Raw genomic sequence first — 13,467 nt, 5'->3', positions numbered from 1 at the left:
ACGCCCGTGTTGTCCGACTTCACGCGGACCTTCACGTTGTAATCGACCACTCTTTTCACTGGCACCAGGATTTTCATGCACACGCTCCAAAGTTACGAATACGACCAGAGGCCATTCTATAGCGAGGCCTCATGACTGCGCGGCCAAGCGGACCAATCCATCGCGGCTATCGAGGATAACGCTCCTCTTCGGCGCGCCGGCAATAGCGAACGGTCGTTCTATTTTAAAAGAGAAAAAACCCGGACGCAAAGCCCGGGTTTTCGATCATCAACTCTAATCGTCACCGGGCGCGCCCAGCACCACGTGTTACCAGGCGGCGATGACCGCGCCGCCGAACTTCTGTTCGATGAACTGCTTCACTTCCGCGGAATGGTAGGCCGCTACCAGTTTCGCGACCCACGGCTTGCTCCGGTCGGCGTCGCGAATTGCGAGAACGTTCGCGTAAGGGCCGTTCGGGCCCTCGATCGCGATCGCGTCCTGTTGCGGCTTCAACCCGGCTTCCATCGCGTAGTTGGTGTTGATCGCCGCGGCGTCGACGTCGCCGAGCGAACGCGGAATCTGCGCCGCATCGAGTTCGACGATCTTCAGCTTGCGCGGATTGTCGACGATGTCGAGCGGCGTCGCCTTCAACCCGGCGTCCGCACGCAGCTTCAGCAGCCCCTGCTTCTGCAGCAACAGCAGCGCGCGGCCGCCATTGGTCGGATCATTCGGCACCGCGATGCGCGCGCCGGGTTTCAGCTCGGCCAGCGACTTCACCCGCTTCGAATAGATGCCCATCGGGAATGTGACGGTATCCGCGACCTTGATCAGCTTGTAGCCGCGATCCTTCACCTGCGCCTGCAGATAAGGATCGTGCTGGTAGCTGTTTGCGTCGAGATCGCCCGACGCGAGCGCCGCGTTCGGCTGCACGTAATCCGAGAATTCGACGATGCGGATGTCGAGGCCGCTCTTGGCCGCGACCTTCTTCACCACGTCCATGATCTGCGCGTGCGGACCGCCCGTCACGCCCACCTTGATGGTTTCGGCCTGCGCGTGCGCGCTCGCGAACAGCGCGGCCGCGCCGAGTGCGGCCGCGAACTTCAGCATGAAGCGTCGTTGCATCATCTCCCCCTACCAATGAATGTCGTTTTACTTGTGGCTCAGCCGGCGCACGAGCCAGTCGCCGAACGATTGCACGATCTGCACGAACACGATCAGGATCGCGACGACCGTCCACATGACTTCCGGCAGATAGCGCTGGTAGCCGTAGCGGATCCCGAGATCGCCGAGCCCGCCGCCGCCGATCGCACCGGCCATCGCTGAATAACCGACGAGCGACACGAACGTGATCGTCAGGCCCGCGACGATGCCAGGCAGCGATTCGGGCAGCAGCACCTTGAACACGATCTGCGACGTCGTCGCGCCCATCGACTGCGCGGCTTCGATCAGCCCGCGGTCGACTTCGCGCAGCGCGGTCTCGACCAGTCGCGCGACGAACGGCGCGGCCGCGAGCGTCAGCGGCACGACCGCCGCAGCCGTGCCGATCGACGATCCCGTGACGAGCCGCGTGAACGGAATGACCGCGACCAACAGGATGATGAACGGCGTCGAGCGCACCGCGTTCACGACGCCGCCGAGCACACGATTCACACCGAGGTTCTGCAGCACGCCCTGGCGGTCGGTCAGGTAGAGCAGCACGCCGAGCGGCATCCCGACGAGCGCGCCGACCGCTCCCGAGATGCCGACCATGATCAGCGTCTCCCAGAACGACTGCACGAACATATCGAACATCTCACTCAACATACGAAAGCTCCTCTACCACCACACCTTGCTCGCGCAGGAACGCGAGCGCCTGCCCGACCTTGCCCGGTTCGCCGCCCGCGAGCACCGCGAGCGACCCGAACGCCTGCCCCTGGATCTCGTCGATCTGGCCGTGCAGGATGTTGAAATCCAGTTCGTACCGGCGAATCGTCTCCGACAGGATCGGCTGGTCGACACCCGAGCCGGTGAACGCGAGCCGCAGCAAATGCCCACTGCCCGTCTTCAGCCGCTCGGCCACGCGTGCCTTCAGCGCGGGCGGCAGTTCCTGCGCGATCACGTCGCCGATCAGCGCGCGCGTCACTTCGTGATGCGGCTGCAGGAACACGTCGATCACGCGGCCTTCCTCGACCACGCGACCCGCGTCGAGCACCGCCACGCGATCGCACACTTGCTTGATCACTTCCATCTGGTGCGTGATCAGCACGATCGTCAGGCCAAGTTCGCGGTTGATGCGCTTCAGCAGGTCGAGGATCGCGCGCGTGGTCTCGGGATCGAGCGCCGACGTCGCTTCGTCCGACAGCAGCACCTTCGGCTTGCTCGCGAGCGCGCGGGCGATGCCGACGCGCTGCTTCTGGCCGCCGCTGATCTGCGCAGGGTAGCGGTCCTTCTGCGCGGACAGCCCGACGAGGTCGAGCAGCGGCAGCACGGCGGCCTCGATGTCGGCACGGCTCGCGCCAGCAAGCTCGAGCGGCAACGCGACGTTGTCGAAGACCGTGCGGGACGACAGCAGGTTGAAGTGCTGGAAGATCATGCCGATTTCGCGGCGCGCTTCGCGCAGCGCGCCGGCCGACAGCAGCGTGAGATCGAGCCCGCCGACGACGACGTTGCCTTCGGTCGGCCGCGTGAGCAGGTTGATGGTGCGCACGAGCGTGCTCTTGCCGGCGCCGCTTCGGCCGATGATGCCGAACACCTCGCCCTGCGGGATCGTCAGATTGACGTTGTGCAATGCGTCGACCCAGCCGGTCGGCCCGGGGAAACGCTGCGACAGATTGCGTAATTCGATCATGTAAACAAAACGGCGGCCGACTGGCGAAGCCCGCCAGTCGGCCGCCGATGCATCTGGAATAGCCGGCGATTTTACCGCAAACGCCTCATTCCACTTAATAATCGATTTCGATCTTTTCATAACCAGACGAAATTAGAGGAGCACTGCTGGTCCGCCGTGTGAGTGCCGCGACTATGATCCGGAACACCGATGCCAACCAAACAGGGGACCCGCCAGATGACCGCCACCACCACGCAGGTCGCCGCACCCGCCGCCATCGCAGCACGCGACACGGCAGCGCCGCCCGCCCCGCGGATGGGCCGGCTCCGTACCGCGGACGGGCTCGAACTGGCGTCGTATCGCTGGCCGGCTGGCGACGGCACGGAGCCGCCACGCGCGACGATTGCTCTCGTGCATGGCCTCGCCGAGCATGCGGGCCGCTACGCGGCGCTCGCGGCCAGATTGAACGCGGCCGGCATCGACGTGCTGGCGATCGATCTGCGCGGGCACGGCCAGTCGCCCGGTCAACGCGCGTGGGTCGAGCGTTTCGACGATTACCTGAACGATGCGGATGCCCTCGTCGCCGAAGCCGCCCGCGACGATACGCCGCTCTTCCTGATGGGGCACAGCATGGGCGGCGCCGTCGCGGCGCTGTATGCGATCGAACGCGCGCCGATTCGCGGCCACGCGCTGGCGGGCCTCGTGCTGTCGAGCCCGGCGCTCGCGCCGGGACGCGACGTGCCGCGCTGGATGCTCGCGATGAGCCGCTTCATCAGCCGCGTGTGGCCGAGCTTCCCCGCGATCAGGATCGACGCGGCGCTGCTGTCGCGCGATCCGGCCGTCGTCGCGGCCAATCGTGCCGACCCGCTCGTGCACCACGGCGCGGTGCCGGCGCGCACCGGCGCCGAGGTCCTCGACGCGATGGCGCGCATCGAGCGCGGTCGCGGCGCGCTGCGCGTGCCGGTGCTCGTCTATCACGGCACCGAGGACAAGCTGACCGAGCCCGACGGAAGCCGCGCGTTCGGCGCACGCGTCGGCTCGCCCGATCGCACGCTGACGCTATACGAAGGCGGATTCCACGAAACGATGAACGATCTCGAGCGCGACCGCGTGATCGATGCGCTGATCGAGTGGATTCACGCGCACGTGCAGGCGCGCTGAGCGCGCGCCGCCCCGCTCCCGGTCAGATGCCGGCCAGCACGCGCAGGTGCGCCACGACGCTGCGGCCGAGCGCGGACAAGTTGTAGCCGCCCTCGAGACAGCTCACGATGCGGCCCTGCGCATGCCGGCGCGCGACGTCGACGATCTGCGCGGTCAGCCATTCGAAATCGGCCTCGACGAGACCGAGGCTGCCGATGTCGTCCTCTCGATGCGCGTCGAAACCGGCCGACACGAACAGCATCTGCGGCTTGAATGCGTCGAGACGCGGCAGCCAGAACATGTCGACCGCTTCGCGGATCGCCATCCCGTTGCTGCGCGCAGGCATCGGCAGGTTGACCATGTTCGGCGCCTGGTGATCGACGCCCGAGAACGGGTATAGCGGATGCTGGAAGAAGCTGCACATCAGCACCCGCTCGTCGTTCGCGAACGCGGCTTCGGTGCCGTTGCCGTGGTGCACGTCGAAATCGACGATCGCGACGCGCTCGAGGCCGTGGACGTCGAGCGCATGCCGCGCGGCGATCGCGACGTTGTTGAAAAAGCAGAAACCCATCGCGCGCGCTGGCTCCGCGTGATGGCCGGGCGGCCGCACGCTGCAGAACGCATTCGCGTAGCGGCCTTCGATCACGGCGTCGGTCGCCGCGATCGCCGCGCCGGCCGCACGCAGCGCGGCGCGCCACGTGTCGCGGTTCATCAGCGTGTCGGGATCGATCTCGACGTAGCCGTCGACGGGCGTCATGCTGCGGATGTAGTCGATGTGGGCCTGCGTATGCACGCGGCCCAGCGCCACCTCGCTCGCGAACGGCGCGGTTTCGTGCACGATCAGGTCGTCGATGCGGCTCGCGATCAGTTGATCCTGGATCGCCGACAGGCGGGCCGGGCATTCCGGATGCCATTCCCCCATCTCGTGCAGCATGCAGTCGGGGTGCGTATAGAAGGCGGTTGCCATAATCTGTCATCCGCGACGCGGGGTGCGCCGCAGGTCTCCATCAATAATGTCCATCGTCTGCCGCGAATTCGCCGCTAACTTACCACAACGGTACGCTGCTTCGCCCCGGCACGCAGGATGCGTCGGGTATACTGCGCCGAACCCCATCGCCCTGTCCGCCGCTTCGACATGAATTCCAGCAAGCCTGCCGCCCTTCTCTCCGCACTGTTTAGCGTTCGCGTTCCGCTCGTTGCTGCTGCCGTCGCCGCTACCGTGGCAGCCGCGCCCGCCGTCGCGCAGACGCAGCCCGCGAAGTCTCCCGGCACGCGCGTCGCGCAGGCGCAACCGCAGCAGCCGGCGCCGCAAGGCCAGACCTTCGAAGAGGAAATCGTTCCGCAGCGCTACGCGAACAACGCGAAAGTGGATGCGTTCATCGACGAGATGGTGAGCCGCAACGGCTTCGATTCCACAAGCCTGCATGCGCTGTTCTCGCGCATCAGCTACTCGGCCACCGCCGTGAAGCTCGTGAAGCCGGCTCCGACGCCTTCGGTAAAGAACTGGCGCGTCTATCGTTCGCGTTTCATCGAACCGATCCGCATCAACGCGGGCGTGAAATTCTGGAAGGCGAACCAGGCGACGCTGCAGCGCGCGTCCGAGGAATTCGGCGTGCCGCCCGAAGTGATCGTCGGCATCATCGGCGTCGAAACGATCTACGGCCGCTACATGGGCAACTTCCGGGTGCTCGATGCGCTGACGACGCTCACGTTCGACTACCCGGACACGCCGAATCGCGACAGTCGCCAGGCAACGTTCCGCAAGAATCTCGAGGACTTCCTCGTCTGGACCCGCGACAACCAGCTCGACCCGACCACCGTGCTCGGCTCGTACACGGGCGCGATCGGCATCCCGCAGTTCCTGCCGAGCAGCATCCGCGAGTATGCGGTCGACTACGACGGCGGCGGCCACGTCGATCTGCGCAGCAGTCCTGCCGATGCGATCGGCAGCGTCGCGAACTACCTGAAGCAGCACGGCTGGGAAACCGATCGCCCGGTAGTCTGGCGAATCACGCCCGACACGGGCAGCCTCGGCATTGCCCAGGCGGCCGCGGACGGTCAGCCCGAACCGCACTGGGCACTGTCGCAACTTCTGCGCGCCGGCATGACGCTCAACGAGCCGATGGTGAACATCACCACCGAAGCTGGCACGCCAGTCACCGTGGTCGATCTGCCGTCGCCGGGAAGCGCGACCGAATACATGCTCGGCCTCAAGAACTTCTACGTGCTGACGCGCTACAACCGCAGCTTCTTCTACGCACTCGCCGTGTACCAGCTCGGCGAAGCCGTGAAGGCGCAGATGGAAGCGAACGGCGCGCTGCCGCTGCCTGCGGCGGACACGGAAGCGCCGGCGCAGTAAGCACGGTCCGCGCAAAGAAAAAGCGCCGCTCATGCGGCGCTTTTTTATCGCGTGACGCTGCTGATGCCGTTCAGGCTCAGGCAGGAAATACGCCGGTCGACAGGTAGCGGTCGCCGCGATCGCAGACGATGAACACGATCGTCGCGTTCTCGACCTGACGCGCGATACGCATCGCGACTTCGCATGCGCCACCCGACGAGATGCCGGCAAAGATGCCTTCGACGGCCGCGAGCCGACGCGCCATCGTTTCGGACGCGGCCTGACTCACGCTCTCGACGCGATCGACGCGGCTGCGATCGAAGATCGTCGGCATATAGGCTTCCGGCCACTTGCGAATGCCCGGAATACGCGACCCTTCTTCCGGCTGCGCGCCGACGATCTCGATCGCCGGATTCTGTTCCTTCAGAAAGCGCGACGTGCCCATGATCGTGCCCGTCGTGCCCATCGCCGACACGAAGTGCGTGACGCGCCCCTCGGTGTCGCGCCAGATCTCCGGGCCTGTTCCTTCGTAGTGCGCGATCGGATTGTCGGGGTTCCCGAACTGATCGAGGATCACCCCCTTGCCTTCGCGCTGCATCTGCTCCGCGAGGTCGCGCGCCAGTTCCATCCCGCCCTTTACGGGCGTCAGGATGATTTCGGCGCCGTAGGCGGCCATGCTCTGGCGACGCTCGATCGACAGATCTTCCGGCATGATCAGCACCATCTTGTAGCCACGGATCGCCGCTGCCATCGCGAGCGCGATGCCCGTGTTGCCGCTCGTCGCCTCGATCAGCGTATCGCCCGGCTTGATGCGACCGCGCGCCTCGGCCTTGCTGACCATCGACAGCGCAGGGCGATCCTTCACGGAGCCGGCCGGATTGTTCCCTTCCAGCTTCGCGAGCAGCACGTTGTTGCGTGCGCGAATCTCGTCGTCCGGCAGGCGGACCAGTTGCACGAGCGGCGTGTTGCCGATCGTGTCTTCGATAGTTTTGTAAGCCATGGAGATACCGTGAGTGCGAGGCCGATCAATCGATTGATTGTAAACCAGCACCGGGGCTCGCGCCGGCAACCCCATTGTGACGATGGAATAGATGTGCCGCACGATTGACGAGTGTGCATTTGCAGCATGCACGCAAAAAACCCGCGGCATGCCGCGGGAAGCCGTCGCAACGACGGCGGCTGAAGGAGCCCTTTGTCTTGCGTGCGTTACTTCTGCGCGGTGCGGGCAGGTGCCGCAGCCGGCGTCGCCGCCGCGGGCTTGCCCGCGGCCGGTGCCGCAGCACCTGGGCCGGCCGTACCGATCGTCAACCCTTCCCGCTGAAGGCGCTCGACCGTATGGCCGCCCATGCCTTTCACGCGCGATGCGAGATCGTCTGCATTCCTGAAAGCCCCCCGTGCACCGCGCTCGTCGAGAATCGCCTTCGCTCGCGCGGGACCGATGCCCTTGATGCCGACGAGTGCATCTTCGTTCGCGGTGTTGACGTCGACGGCCGCCCAGGCCGACGCGATCGCGCCGAACATGGCGGCGGCGGCAAACCATTTCCTGATCATGTACTGGATCTCCGATGAAAACGGTCGGCGGCTGCCGACCGTGAGACCCAGTCTAGCGATGCGACGCGCAGGCTTAAACCTGGCCGGATAGCCAACGCACGTAGCGATCGACACCTTCCTGCACCGTCAGGAACGGCGCATCGTAGCCGGCAGCATGCAGTTTCGTCTGGTCGGCCTGCGTGAAGCACTGGTACTTGCCGCGCAGCGCATCCGGGAACGGTACGTACTCGATCAGCCCTTGCTCGACCTGCTGCGCGAGCGTCAGCGGCGGCAGGTTGTCGAGCGCGCGCAGCGTGTTCACGACCGTCGATGCGATGTCGTTGAACGGTTGTGCCCGGCCGGTGCCGAGGTTGAAGATGCCCGATTTCTCCGGATGATCGAAGAAGAACAGGTTCACCTTCGCGACGTCCTCGACCGACACGAAGTCGCGCGTCTGCTCACCCGGCGCATAACCGTTGTACTCGCCGAACAGCTTGACCTTGCCTTCCGCCCGGAACTGGTTGAAGTTGTGGAACGCGACCGACGCCATGCGGCCCTTGTGTGTCTCGCGCGGACCGTACACGTTGAAGTAGCGGAACCCGGCGATCTGGCTCTTCGCGCTCGGCAGCACGCGGCGGATCACCTGGTCGAACAGGAACTTCGAATAGCCGTAGACGTTCAGCGGCGCCTCGACTTCGCGCTCCTCGACGAAACGCGTCGAGCCGCCGTAGATCGCGGCCGACGACGCGTACAGGAACTGCGCGCCCTGCGCGAGGCACGCATCGAGCACCGCGCGACTGTAGCGGAAGTTGTTGTCCATCATGTAGCGGCCGTCGGTTTCCATCGTGTCCGAACAGGCGCCTTCATGGAACACCGCGCGTACCTTGCCGAAATCGCCGCGCGCGAAGCGCTCGACGAATTCCGTCTTGTCGAGATAGTCGTCGATCTCGCAATCGACGAGATTGCGGAACTTGTCCGCGCGCGTCAGATTGTCGACCGCGATGATGCGCGACTCGCCGCGCTCGTTGAGCGCCTTGACGATGTTCGCGCCGATAAAACCGGCTGCGCCGGTGACGATGATGGTCATGGTCGTTCTGCCTGAAAAACTGCAAGAAATACGTGCGGCCCGCTCGGCGCGCCGCCGAATGCGCTCAGTGAAACAGCTCGTCGTAGGCTACCGTGGCCGTACCCAGCTTGCCGACCACGATGCCTGCCGCACGGTTCGCGAGCACGACGGCATCGACGAGCGGCACGCCGGCACCGAGCATCGTCGCGACCGTCGCGATCACGGTATCGCCTGCGCCGGACACGTCATACACCTCGCGCGCGAGCGCCGGTGCGTGCAGTTCGCCCGCTGCGGAAAAAAGCGTCATCCCCTCTTCCGAACGTGTGAGCAGCAACGCGTCGAGATCGAGCTCCGCACGCAGCTTCGCGACACGCGCGCGCAGGTCGTCTTCCGATTGCCACTGGCCGATGACCTCGCGCAACTCGGCACGGTTCGGCGTGATCAGCGATGCGCCGCGATAGCGCGCCCAGTCGCCGCCCTTTGGATCGACGAGCACCGGCTTGCCGGCCGCGCGCGCCTTCTCGATCATCGTGGTCACGTGCGTCAGACCGCCTTTCGCGTAATCCGACATCAGCACGACGTCGTGCTGCGGCAGCAGCGCATCGAAACGCGCGAGCCCGGCGAGCAGCACCTCGTGCGTCGGCATCGCCTCGAAGTCGACGCGCAGCAGCTGCTGCTGGCGCGCGAGCACGCGCAGCTTGATCGTCGTCGGCAGTGACGCATCGCGTTCGAGATGGGGCGTCACACCGCTGCTGTCGAGCAATTCGACGATGCGCTCGCCCGGCTCGTCGCAGCCAACCACGCACAGGAGCCCGGCCTGACCGCCGAGCGTCACCGCGTTGCGCGCGACGTTGGCCGCACCGCCAAGCCGCTCTTCCTGGCGCCGCACGTGCACGACAGGAACCGGTGCTTCCGGAGAAATGCGCTCGACGTTGCCGAACCAGTAGCGGTCGAGCATCACGTCACCGACCACGAGCACGCGCGAACGCGCGAGCTGCGCGCGCGGTACCGGCACCACTTCGCGAAGGGTAGTCATCGTGCGTTCATCCACGGGGAGAGGACTGGGGGTCGACATGCGGACGCCCGATCGCATGGTAGTCGATGCCCAGTTCGGCCATCGCGTCCGGCTCGTACAGATTGCGTCCGTCGAAGATCACCGGCGCCTTCAGTTCGGCCTTCAGGCGAGTGAAATCCGGGCTCCTGAATTCCTTCCATTCGGTGACGATCACGAGCGCATCCGCGGCGGTCACGGCCGCGTCCTGGGTATCGACGAAGTGCAGGCGTGCAAGCGCGTCGGGAGCCTCACCGAGATCGAGCGCGAACACACGGCGCGCCTCGTCGATCGCGACCGGATCGTACGCGCGCACGGTCGCGCCACGCCCGAGCAGCGCGGCGATCAGCCGACGGCTCGGCGCCTCGCGCATGTCGTCCGTGTTCGGCTTGAACGCGAGGCCCCAGACCGCGAATTCGCGACCGTTCAGGTCTGCGCCGAAGCGCTGCTCGATCTTGCCGATCAGCACGTCCTTCTGTGCGGAGTTGGCCGCTTCGACGGCCTCCAGGATGCGCAGCGGCTGACCGTTTTCGCTCGCGGTGCGAATCAACGCCTGCACGTCCTTCGGGAAGCACGAGCCGCCGTAACCAACGCCCGCGTACAGGAAGTGATAGCCGATGCGCGGATCGGAACCGATCCCGCGGCGCACGGCTTCGATGTCGGCACCGACCTTGTCGGCGAGATTCGACATTTCGTTCATGAACGAAATGCGCGTTGCGAGCATCGCATTCGCCGCATATTTCGCGAATTCCGCCGAACGCACGTCCATGTAGATCGTGCGCTCGTGATTGCGGTTGAATGGCGCGTACAGCTTCTTCATCTTCTCGCGCGCCACCGTGCCCGTCTCGTCGTCGTCGACACCGATGATGATTCGGTCAGGGCGCATGAAGTCCTCGACTGCCGCGCCTTCCTTCAGGAATTCCGGATTCGACACGACCGAGAAACGGTGCGCGACGCTGCCCGCAAGGCCGCGCGCGCCGAGTGCCTCGTCGACCACTGCGCGCACGCGCTGCGCGGTGCCGACCGGCACCGTCGACTTGTCGACGATCACCTTGAAACCGGTCATGTACCGGCCGATGTTGCGCGCCGCCTCGAGCACGTATTGCAGGTCGGCCGAACCGTCCTCGTCGGGCGGTGTGCCGACCGCGATGAACTGGATCTCACCGTGGGCAACGCTCGCCTCGATGTCGGTCGAGAAGCGCAGACGTCCTGCCGCGCGGTTGCGCGCGATGATGTCCAGCAGGCCCGGTTCGTGAATCGGCATCCCGCCGTTGTTCAGGATCTCGATCTTGCGCGGATCGACATCCAGACAGAAGACGTCGTGGCCGATCTCGGCGAGGCAGGAGCCCGTGACGAGACCGACATAGCCAGTGCCGATGATGGTGATTTTCATAGATGTTCCGGTACGTCCCGGTAAATGACTAACTTGGCCGCCGGAGCGGGCCCGGCGACAACCGCAGCGCTAACGCGTCGAACGCCGGGATCAGCCCGGCATCGCAGGTTCGACGCGGCGCGGCGCATAGGTTTCCCAGCCGCTGCATCCGGGGCACTGCCAGTAGAAGAGCCGTGCCCGGAAACCGCAATTCTGGCACGTATAGCGTGGCAGATTCTTGGTGCGCTGCTTGATCAGCGCACGCATCATTTCAAGTTCCTTACGGCGCGGCTCGTCGGCGGCCGCGATCTGCGCATCGAGCAGGTGCAGCATGCCCGACAGGTTCGGCGACTTCTCCATCTGCGTGCGCGCGAGTGTGTGCGCCGCTTCCTGGCCGCTCAACCCGGCGATGTGCTGATAAGCAATATCGAGCAGGTCGTTCGACGTATAACGATCGACGTAGCCCATCAGCAGCTCGGCACCCTCGACCGGCTTGCCGAGCGCGACGTAGGCCTTCATCAGCTTGTCGGCGACGAGCGGCAGATACGCCGGATTCTGCGCTTCGACACGCTTCCAGTGCTCGATCGCGGCCGCGTGATCGCCCGCCGCCTGCGCGGCGTCGCCGGACAGGATCGTCGCGCGGACGTTCTGCGGGTTCGCTGCAAGCGCGAGCTTCAATTGATCGGCCGCAGCCGCGGCGTTCTTGCGTTGCAGCGCCTCCTGCGCGAGTTCGCAATGGAACTGCGCGATTTCGGTGCCGAGCGGCTTGTCGCTCATCGATTCGATGCGTTTCGCGGTATCGATCGACTTGTTCCAGTCCTTCTCGATCTCGTAGATCGTCAGCAGCGCCCGCTGCGCGCCCAGCGCGTAATCGCCATCGGCGAGCCGGTGGAAGGTCTCCTCCGCACGATCGAGCAGGCCGGCCTTCAGGAAATCCTGGCCGAGCTCGTACAGCGCGTGGTCGCGCTCGTTCACCGGCAGGTCCGTGCGGCTCAGCAGGTTCTGGTGCACGCGGATCGCACGGTCCGTTTCGCCACGGCGGCGAAACAGGTTGCCGAGCGCGAAGTGCAACTCGACCGTCTCGGGGTCGAGCTTCGCGACCTCGATGAACGCGTCGATCGCCTTGTCCGGTTGTTCGTTCAACAGAAAGTTCAGGCCGCGGAAATACGATCGCGGCAGGTTGGCGCTCTCCGACAGGAGGTTCTTCAGGTCATAGCGTGACGCCGCCCAGCCGAGCGCGAACGCCACCGGAATCGCGAGCAACCACCAAAAATCCAGATCCATGCGAAATATCGAAGCAGAGACGAATACCGCGCCAGGGTCGCGCGGCGTCCGTGTTAAATGACGGGCGGCATCGGCGGCTGGTCGACGACGGCCGGGGTTTCGCGCGCCGTACGCAGATCGCGCTTCAGGCGCCCGTTCTCGAGGCGCATGCGGAAGATCGCCGGCAGCGCGGACAGCAGGCCGGCCAGCAGCCCCACGACGAAGAACGCGAGGCCGATCAGGATCAGCGGTGCTTGCCATGCGTAGCCGGCAACGAAATTCAGCGTCGCGGTTTGCGTATTGGCCAGCGCGAGCACCAGCAACAGCACGAACACCAATACCCGGATCAGCCAGACGATAAACTTCATGTAGCCCTCTCTTTGTTGAGGTTTGCCGTGGCGCGCGACTCCCCTTCGCGGCGCCGAATCGACCCGTATTGTAAAGGAAGCGTTTCCGCGTCACCGCACATCCTGCGGGTACACGTTGTCACGCGGCCGCCGGAAATGAAAAAAGCGCCCGCAAGGGGCGCTTTTTTCTTCAGCCTTCGCTGGACGGATTCCGGGCAAGCCGCACGACGCTCAACGCTCGTCGTCCGGATCATCAGCTTTCAGCGGCTCGCCGGCGCGGCCGTCGACGCGTTCACGCAATTCCTTGCCGGGCTTGAAGTGAGGCACGAACTTCTCGGGCACCTGCACTTTCTCCCCCGACTTCGGGTTGCGCCCAACGCGCGCCGGGCGACGGTTGAGGCCGAAGCTGCCGAAACCCCGAATTTCGATGCGATGCCCTTTCGACAAAGCGTCGGACATTGCATCGAGCATCGTTTTCACCGCGAAATCCGCATCCTTGAGGACAAGTTGCGGAAATCGCAGTGCCAGCTGCGCGACCAACTCGGATTTGGTCATACTTCAGCAGACCTCGTGAG

At 65.2% G+C, this 13,467-nt stretch carries 14 protein-coding genes and 1 pseudogene; 2 read left to right on the top strand and 13 right to left on the bottom strand.

All coding sequences use genetic code 11. From position 1 onward, the window contains the following. From DIE08_RS26490 to DIE08_RS26475, 4 genes and pseudogenes are all read right to left on the bottom strand, one after another. Positions 1-77: pseudogene (locus DIE08_RS26490) on the bottom strand (electron transfer flavoprotein subunit beta/FixA family protein); the annotation flags it as partial. A 229-nt stretch (positions 78-306) separates the two neighbouring features. Then, positions 307-1,101: a MetQ/NlpA family ABC transporter substrate-binding protein gene (locus DIE08_RS26485; protein WP_124904439.1), complete on the bottom strand. Its 795-nt coding sequence runs from the start codon at positions 1,099-1,101 to the stop codon at positions 307-309. Positions 1,102-1,128: 27 nt separating this feature from the next. After that, complete coding sequence (locus DIE08_RS26480; protein WP_124904429.1) at positions 1,129-1,782, bottom strand: methionine ABC transporter permease; 654 nt, start codon at positions 1,780-1,782, stop codon at positions 1,129-1,131. Then, positions 1,772-2,806 carry a methionine ABC transporter ATP-binding protein gene (locus DIE08_RS26475; protein ID WP_124623398.1) on the bottom strand — a complete coding sequence of 345 codons (1,035 nt, stop codon included), beginning with the start codon at positions 2,804-2,806 and terminating at the stop codon, positions 1,772-1,774. The genes DIE08_RS26480 and DIE08_RS26475 overlap by 11 nt, the downstream gene beginning before the upstream one ends. Positions 2,807-3,022: 216 nt before the next feature. Between DIE08_RS26475 and DIE08_RS26470 the strand changes: the two genes are divergently transcribed. After that, complete coding sequence (locus DIE08_RS26470) at positions 3,023-3,946, top strand: alpha/beta hydrolase (RefSeq protein WP_124904437.1); 924 nt, start codon at positions 3,023-3,025, stop codon at positions 3,944-3,946. A gap of 22 nt (positions 3,947-3,968) precedes the next feature. On the opposite strand, the gene DIE08_RS26465 is transcribed toward DIE08_RS26470, so the two are convergent. Then, the gene (locus DIE08_RS26465; protein ID WP_124623400.1) at positions 3,969-4,892 is read right to left on the bottom strand and encodes a histone deacetylase family protein; all 924 of its coding nucleotides are present in this window, start codon (positions 4,890-4,892) and stop codon (positions 3,969-3,971) included. 168 nt (positions 4,893-5,060) lie between these two features. Between DIE08_RS26465 and mltB the strand changes: the two genes are divergently transcribed. Beyond that, the gene (gene mltB, locus DIE08_RS26460; RefSeq protein WP_059599014.1) at positions 5,061-6,284 is read left to right on the top strand and encodes a lytic murein transglycosylase B; all 1,224 of its coding nucleotides are present in this window, start codon (positions 5,061-5,063) and stop codon (positions 6,282-6,284) included. A 76-nt stretch (positions 6,285-6,360) separates the two neighbouring features. On the opposite strand, the gene cysM is transcribed toward mltB, so the two are convergent. The 8 genes from cysM to DIE08_RS26420 all read right to left on the bottom strand — a co-directional run bounded on the left by cysM (position 6,361) and on the right by DIE08_RS26420 (position 13,447). Further along, positions 6,361-7,263, bottom strand: a complete 903-nt coding sequence (gene cysM / locus DIE08_RS26455; RefSeq protein WP_124904427.1) for a cysteine synthase CysM — start codon at positions 7,261-7,263, stop codon at positions 6,361-6,363. Positions 7,264-7,469: 206 nt separating this feature from the next. Then, on the bottom strand, positions 7,470-7,814 hold the full coding sequence (locus DIE08_RS26450; protein ID WP_059599012.1) for a helix-hairpin-helix domain-containing protein: 345 nt from the start codon (positions 7,812-7,814) through the stop codon (positions 7,470-7,472). Positions 7,815-7,887: 73 nt separating this feature from the next. Continuing rightward, positions 7,888-8,880 carry an ADP-glyceromanno-heptose 6-epimerase gene (gene rfaD, locus DIE08_RS26445; protein WP_124904425.1) on the bottom strand — a complete coding sequence of 331 codons (993 nt, stop codon included), beginning with the start codon at positions 8,878-8,880 and terminating at the stop codon, positions 7,888-7,890. Positions 8,881-8,944: 64 nt separating this feature from the next. Next, entirely contained in the window at positions 8,945-9,895 is a 951-nt protein-coding gene (rfaE1, locus tag DIE08_RS26440) for a D-glycero-beta-D-manno-heptose-7-phosphate kinase (protein WP_185715895.1), read from the bottom strand. Between the two features lie 7 nt (positions 9,896-9,902). Further along, positions 9,903-11,303, bottom strand: a complete 1,401-nt coding sequence (locus DIE08_RS26435) for a UDP-glucose/GDP-mannose dehydrogenase family protein (RefSeq protein WP_124623408.1) — start codon at positions 11,301-11,303, stop codon at positions 9,903-9,905. 90 nt (positions 11,304-11,393) lie between these two features. Next, positions 11,394-12,566: a lipopolysaccharide assembly protein LapB gene (lapB, locus tag DIE08_RS26430; protein WP_124904421.1), complete on the bottom strand. Its 1,173-nt coding sequence runs from the start codon at positions 12,564-12,566 to the stop codon at positions 11,394-11,396. Positions 12,567-12,619: 53 nt separating this feature from the next. Next, complete coding sequence (locus DIE08_RS26425; RefSeq protein ID WP_059530004.1) at positions 12,620-12,913, bottom strand: lipopolysaccharide assembly protein LapA domain-containing protein; 294 nt, start codon at positions 12,911-12,913, stop codon at positions 12,620-12,622. A gap of 210 nt (positions 12,914-13,123) precedes the next feature. Next, entirely contained in the window at positions 13,124-13,447 is a 324-nt protein-coding gene (locus DIE08_RS26420; RefSeq protein ID WP_006750752.1) for an integration host factor subunit beta, read from the bottom strand. Positions 13,448-13,467: the final 20 nt, after the last annotated feature.

The sequence above is a fragment of the Burkholderia sp. Bp9004 genome, from assembly GCF_003858025.1.
Taxonomy (GTDB): domain Bacteria; phylum Pseudomonadota; class Gammaproteobacteria; order Burkholderiales; family Burkholderiaceae; genus Burkholderia; species Burkholderia diffusa.
This window is presented reverse-complemented; position numbering and strand designations above follow the sequence as displayed.

Coding starts and splice junctions, on each gene's coding strand:
- DIE08_RS26470 (WP_124904437.1), top strand. CDS start 3,023: ATGACCGCCACCACCACGCAGGTCGCCGCACCCGCCGCCATCGCAGCA.
- DIE08_RS26480 (WP_124904429.1), bottom strand. CDS start 1,782: ATGTTGAGTGAGATGTTCGATATGTTCGTGCAGTCGTTCTGGGAGACG.
- DIE08_RS26475 (WP_124623398.1), bottom strand. CDS start 2,806: ATGATCGAATTACGCAATCTGTCGCAGCGTTTCCCCGGGCCGACCGGC.
- cysM (WP_124904427.1), bottom strand. CDS start 7,263: ATGGCTTACAAAACTATCGAAGACACGATCGGCAACACGCCGCTCGTG.
- DIE08_RS26450 (WP_059599012.1), bottom strand. CDS start 7,814: ATGATCAGGAAATGGTTTGCCGCCGCCGCCATGTTCGGCGCGATCGCG.
- mltB (WP_059599014.1), top strand. CDS start 5,061: ATGAATTCCAGCAAGCCTGCCGCCCTTCTCTCCGCACTGTTTAGCGTT.
- DIE08_RS26435 (WP_124623408.1), bottom strand. CDS start 11,303: ATGAAAATCACCATCATCGGCACTGGCTATGTCGGTCTCGTCACGGGC.
- rfaD (WP_124904425.1), bottom strand. CDS start 8,880: ATGACCATCATCGTCACCGGCGCAGCCGGTTTTATCGGCGCGAACATC.
- DIE08_RS26420 (WP_006750752.1), bottom strand. CDS start 13,447: ATGACCAAATCCGAGTTGGTCGCGCAGCTGGCACTGCGATTTCCGCAA.
- DIE08_RS26485 (WP_124904439.1), bottom strand. CDS start 1,101: ATGCAACGACGCTTCATGCTGAAGTTCGCGGCCGCACTCGGCGCGGCC.
- DIE08_RS26425 (WP_059530004.1), bottom strand. CDS start 12,913: ATGAAGTTTATCGTCTGGCTGATCCGGGTATTGGTGTTCGTGCTGTTG.
- lapB (WP_124904421.1), bottom strand. CDS start 12,566: ATGGATCTGGATTTTTGGTGGTTGCTCGCGATTCCGGTGGCGTTCGCG.
- DIE08_RS26465 (WP_124623400.1), bottom strand. CDS start 4,892: ATGGCAACCGCCTTCTATACGCACCCCGACTGCATGCTGCACGAGATG.
- rfaE1 (WP_185715895.1), bottom strand. CDS start 9,895: ATGACTACCCTTCGCGAAGTGGTGCCGGTACCGCGCGCGCAGCTCGCG.